This is a genomic window from Candidatus Chloroploca sp. Khr17, assembly GCF_004138165.1.
In the GTDB taxonomy this organism is placed as follows: domain Bacteria; phylum Chloroflexota; class Chloroflexia; order Chloroflexales; family Chloroflexaceae; genus Chloroploca.
On sequence record NZ_RYFF01000114.1, the window covers coordinates 1 to 5,420 of the forward strand.

Genomic DNA, 5,420 nt, shown 5'->3' on the forward strand with positions numbered 1-5,420 from the left:
CGTGCGGCGAACGAGGAGACAATGGCAACAAGATCGGTGAGTAAATCTTCTTTGCCGTTTTCCGCCTGGTTTACCACATGCACCTGATAGCTTTTTGCCGCACCGTACCCAACGAGGCAATCTGCCTGCGCGTTCAGGTTGGGCTTGTTTTCTGCCGCAGAAACTCGTGCATACATCGCCACACGGGATGGCGTACGGGCGGTAGGTTCGTCCTCAACCTTTTTTGCGTAGTCGCTCAATTTCATAGCACAATTGTACTATGAAACACAAGAAAACGCAATGTTTCTTGTAAACGTTCACAATACCATCTGCGCCTCTGCGCCCTTGCGTCAAATCATCAGAAAACCTCATTGCCAGACGAAGCATACGTGCCGTCATTGCAAAAACAAGAGTCTTTTGCCCCTCTCTGGTACAGATAGGATGTAGAGCGTTCTCTCACCAGCAATGAGGAGCAAAGTGATGCCAACGATCAACCGCCCTCGCCTTACCCCACGTGAACATGACGTGATGCGCCTCGTTCTTTGTGGGCACAACGACAGTCAGATTGCGGCCCAACTCTATCTTGGCCTTCACACCGTCACAAAATATATTCAGCTTGCCTGTCACAAACTTGGCGCAGCGAACCGTACCGTGGCCGCGCTCACGTACGACCTGCACTATGGCCCAGCGCTCACCGCATGCACCCCGTGCGCGACCCCACTGACCCCACGTGAGCAGATGGTGATCGAACTGGTTGCCAGCGGGGCAAGTGATCGCGTGATTGCCGCCCACCTGCACCTCTCACTCTCCACCGTGCGCCAACACCTACTCAGCCTACGCCAGAAACTCGGTGCCCCCAACCGCATTGCAGCAGCCGTTGAGTACTATCGCCAGGTAAGACTTTTGTCTTATATGAAAATGACAGGTAGTACATTGCGGCATTGAAACTTACCATGTCATGGGGCATTGTCGAGAGAAAGCAGAAAGAGACTTGTTATGTTCCATCTACCCAAGTTCCGGCACTTCATTCGACTTCTTACCCTGATCGTCTTCACCCTGGGTCTTGCCTCAGTAAATCCCTTTGCCTCGGTGGATGCTCATGTTCCACCAGCGCCGTCAGCACCTGCGGCGTTTGTCGTGGCTGACGCTGGCGAGACAAATTCCACTGCGACTACTGCGCCATCCGCACTGACAGAGGCCGTTCAAGCGGCTGTTACCCGCTTCCTGGGTGAACAGCCGACATCATCGGTGATCGTGGAAGATATCCGCTACGACGCTGGTTGGGCTGCAGGGAGTGTGCTGATTATGGCTTCAGAGGATCGCCCTGCGCCTACTGCCTGGGTGTTTCTCGCCCGTCAGGAGGCGACAAGGTGGAGCGTTGCCCTTGAACCAGAGGCGCAGTTCCAGACCTGGTTAGCCGAGGTGCCTGCATCAGTGATGAGCGAAGAGGTGCAAGCCCTCTTCCGGATCGCCCCAAGCCTGGCTGGCAATGGGGCCGCGCAATTAAGCTTACCGTGGGCAACCGGTGAAACATGGTACTTCACGGGCGGGCCACATGTTGGAGGCTTTGGCTCAAAGCTTTGGAGTGCGATTGATTTTGCAGGGGGTTCCGGCAATATCCGGGCTGCGCGGGAAGGCGTGGCTTATACGTACGCGAGCTGTCCCAACTTCATCCGGGTGGTGCATAGTGATGGATGGAGGACGACCTATTACCATGTGGCACAGAGCAGCATCAGTGTGAGTAATGGTCAAACCATTCAACGAGGAACCTATCTCGGGAAAACCTCAGCCGAAGTTGGCTGTGGTGGATATGCAACAGGTCCCCACGTGCATTTCAGCCTTGAGTTGAATGGACAAGGCGTTGCCTTTCATGGGATCGATGTGGGTGGCTGGACAGTTGCAGGCGGAGGAGCTGAATATCAAGGGACGATGACGCGCATCCGAGACGGTGCAGTTCGCTCCGCCAGTATATATTTGACGGCAAATAATAGTATCTACAACGATGGAACCATTGGCAGTGGCACCCCCCCGGCGATGGCTATTGATAACCCTGGGAACGGTGTCTCGGTCAATCGCGATATTGTGATCAACGGCTGGGCGATGCATGCTGCTGCGGCAACTGGCACTGGTGTCGATGCGGTTCATATCTATTTTGATGGCCCCGCTGGAAGTGGTGCCCACGGTGTGGCTGCGACGTATGGCACGCGTCGGGATGATCTTGCCGCCGCGTATGGCGAGCGTTTTCGCTATGCTGGCTTCGAGTTCGGGATAAATTCCGCCCAATTGAGCCTTGGTCAGCATACGTTGTATGTCTATGCGCGTAGTACCGTGACCGGCGAGTGGCAGTTGCAGACGCGTACATTTACGGTGGTCAATATACCCCCGAATATGCCGACGCACGCAACACCCGCGAATGGAGCCACCCTGGTTGGGCCAACAGTTGCGTTTACCTGGAATGATCCCGGTGATCCCGATAATCGCCCGCGTGATTATCGTGACTATGTGCTGCAAGTGATCGATAGCGCAGGCACGGTTGTCGCTGAGATGCCCTGGGCTGCGACAACCAGTTGGCAGACCAATCTTGCCGATGGAGCCTATACCTGGCGTCTGCATGCCGGTGATGGTGCCGAGGGCAGTGGCTGGTCATCCAACTGGTCTTTTACCGTGCGAAGTCGTTATACCATCAGCGGCCAGGTGACCGCTGCGAATGGCGCTGGCCTCGCCGACGTGACGGTCAGCGATGGGACCCGGAATGCGACGACCAACGCAGAGGGGGCGTATACGCTGAACGACGTGCCACCGGGAACCTATACGCTGACCCCGACGAAGGAGGGGTATCGCTTTGAGCCAGCAACGCGCAATGTGACGGTCAATGGCAATGTGACCGGGCAGGATTTTGCGGCCCGTCTGTTGACCTATACGGTCAGCGGTCAGGTGACCGCTGCGAATGGCGCTGGCCTCGCCGGTGTGACGGTCAGCGATGGAACCCGCAGTGCGACGACCAACGCAGAGGGCGCGTATACGCTGAACGATGTGCCACCGGGAACGTATACGCTGACCCCGACGAAGGAGGGGTATCGTTTTGGGCCAGCGACGCGCAATGTGACGGTCAATGGCAATGTGACCGGACAGGATTTTGCCGCCCGCGCCAATCCGGCGACCGGGGTGGTGATGGAACTCAAACCGGCCGCAACGACGATGCCGGTAAGTGGCACGATGAACGTGGCAATTGAGATCCGTGCGGGTGACTATGACGTAGATGCCGCCGCTGCCTACCTGACCTTTGATCCCGAGGTGCTCGAAATTACCAAGGTGGAAGCCGGTACCGCTTTCCCGGTTCGTCTGCTCGAAGAACTGAATAATACGGCTGGCACACTTGATCTCGCTCGTGGCACCATGACGGCCCCTTGGCCGCAGGGCACCTTCACATTGGCGACGGTGACCTTCCGTGCCAAGCAGGTGGCCCCAGCGGGAACCGAACTGACGTTGAGCCAGGTGGCTCCACGCCAGAGTGATGTAACTTTTGAGGGGGCGTCGCTTCTCGAAAATGTCCGACCCGCAACGATCACAGTCGTTGAAGGTGCGCCCTTTACCGTCGCCGTCCAGCTTGAAGGACGCCCCCAACCACCGCATGCGCGTTTGCGGGTGCCGCTTGAAGTCGTTCTGAGTGTGCCGACTGCGACCACGACTCTGTATCGTGCGCAACACACGACTGATGATCGCGGGCAGTTCCAGCTTGCGGGTGTTGTGTCAGGCACCTATACCCTGCGCGTAAAGCACCCCCAGTCGCTGCGCGTTGCGCGTACGCTCGCCTTGAGCGATACGGCCCAGGTGATCCAGCTGGGTGCGTTGCCGACGGGCGATGCCAACAATGACAATCGCATCAACGTGCTCGATTTTTCGCTGCTTGCCGGGACGTTCGGGCGCATGCGTGGTGCGGATGGCTACGATGCACGGGCTGATTTCAATGGCGATGAGATGATTAGCGTCGTTGACTTCTCGTTACTGGTAAGCAATTTTGGCCAGTTAGGTGAACCAGACCTGCTCACGGCTAGCAGTGCGGGGCTGACCCAGGCTCCGTTGGCACTGGTGCAGGTGCAGCGCGATGTCAGGGCCGGTGAGGAGTTTACGTTGCAGGTGGCGGTTGAAGCGCCTTCGGGTGGACTTGATGGCATTGCCGCCTATCTCGACTTTGCCCCGGATGTTTTGGAGGTGGTCGATCTGGTGGTCGATCCGACCCTGGAAATGGAATTACAGCGTGAAGTGTTGCCGAATGCGGGGCAGATCAATCTGGTGCGCGGGACGCTCAACGCAACACCGCCGACCGGGGTTGTTCCGCTGGCGACGATCACCTTCCGTGCGCGTCGTGATGCGCAGGGAACCCAGATCACGCTGGTTGATGACCACGCCCTCCGTCAGAGCCTGGTCACCCTGCGTGGGCAGGCGCTTACCCCCGACGAAGCGCCGTGGCAGTTGACCTTGACTGGCTCAGGGAGCCGGGTCTATTTGCCGCTGATTCGTCGGTAGTTCCATCACGTTGCATCCTGCGACCTCACAGGTTTTCAAGACCTGTGAGGTCTGGTCGAGCGGATTGATTTCTGAAAGACCATAAGCAGTGTGTAACCTAAGTTTTCTGGGGTCGTTCGCCGGCCACGAATGGGGGCACGAATAAACGAAGAGCGCATGGGGCAGCCCATATTCGTTTATTCGTGCGTGTTGTTATTCGTGGTCGGCGGTGCGACCGGGAAACGTAGTTCCCAGACTAATACGTCGCCACGCCGATGTCGAGTGTAAAGAGGTTTGCTATGGCTCCAATCCGTCGTCTTTCATCCTTATTCTGGTTCAGTTTGATCATAACCGCACTCTTGCTGGCGGGTCTGGGTTGGCCCCTCGCCTCGCTCCGGGCCGAGTCATCCATCACGTTGCAACTCAATCCCTCTACCTTGACCCTTGCGCCAGGCGAAACAGCAACCGTGACCATTGAGGTCGAGGCCGGATCCAGTTCTGTGGATGGTGTCGCGGCCTTCCTGAACTTTGATCCCTCGCGTGTGGTGCTTCAGTCATTGCAGGTTGATCCGGCCTTCCCAGTGGTTTTGCTCAACACGATTGATCCCGTTGAAGGCACGGTTGATCTGGTAGTGGGCGCACTCAACGCCCCCTTCCCCAGCGGAACCTTTGCGGTCGCCACGTTTGAAGTGCGTGCCCTGAACGTTGAAGGCACGACGACCCTCACCTTTGATCGCGGTGAAACCGACCTACTCCGCCAGAGTGATCTTACTTGGGCTGGTGCTTCAATCCTGGAAGTGACCCGGGATTTGACCCTGGAGATTGCCGAGGCTCCGCCACCAACCGCGACGCCGACCGCGCCACCAACCGCGACGCCGACCGCGCCACCAACCGCGACGCCGACCGCGCCACCAACCGCGACGCCGACCGCGCCA

3 protein-coding genes and 1 pseudogene are annotated in these 5,420 nt (G+C 57.8%); 3 read left to right on the forward strand and 1 reads right to left on the reverse strand.

The window, feature by feature from the left end; translation table 11 throughout:
* Positions 1-245 (reverse strand): annotated as a pseudogene (locus tag EKD05_RS25010) (hypothetical protein); the annotation flags it as partial.
* A gap of 214 nt (positions 246-459) precedes the next feature.
* Between EKD05_RS25010 and EKD05_RS25015 the strand changes: the two are divergent.
* From EKD05_RS25015 to EKD05_RS25025, 3 genes are all read left to right on the forward strand, one after another.
* Complete coding sequence (locus tag EKD05_RS25015; RefSeq protein ID WP_165360975.1) at positions 460-924, forward strand: LuxR family transcriptional regulator; 465 nt, start codon at positions 460-462, stop codon at positions 922-924.
* A 51-nt stretch (positions 925-975) separates the two neighbouring features.
* Complete coding sequence (locus tag EKD05_RS25020) at positions 976-4,506, forward strand: carboxypeptidase regulatory-like domain-containing protein (protein ID WP_129678310.1); 3,531 nt, start codon at positions 976-978, stop codon at positions 4,504-4,506.
* A gap of 278 nt (positions 4,507-4,784) precedes the next feature.
* Positions 4,785-5,420 (forward strand): cohesin domain-containing protein (locus EKD05_RS25025; protein WP_205704087.1); only part of this gene is annotated, 636 nt, incomplete at its 3' end.

Coding starts and splice junctions, on each gene's coding strand:
- EKD05_RS25015 (WP_165360975.1), top strand. CDS start 460: ATGCCAACGATCAACCGCCCTCGCCTTACCCCACGTGAACATGACGTG.
- EKD05_RS25020 (WP_129678310.1), top strand. CDS start 976: ATGTTCCATCTACCCAAGTTCCGGCACTTCATTCGACTTCTTACCCTG.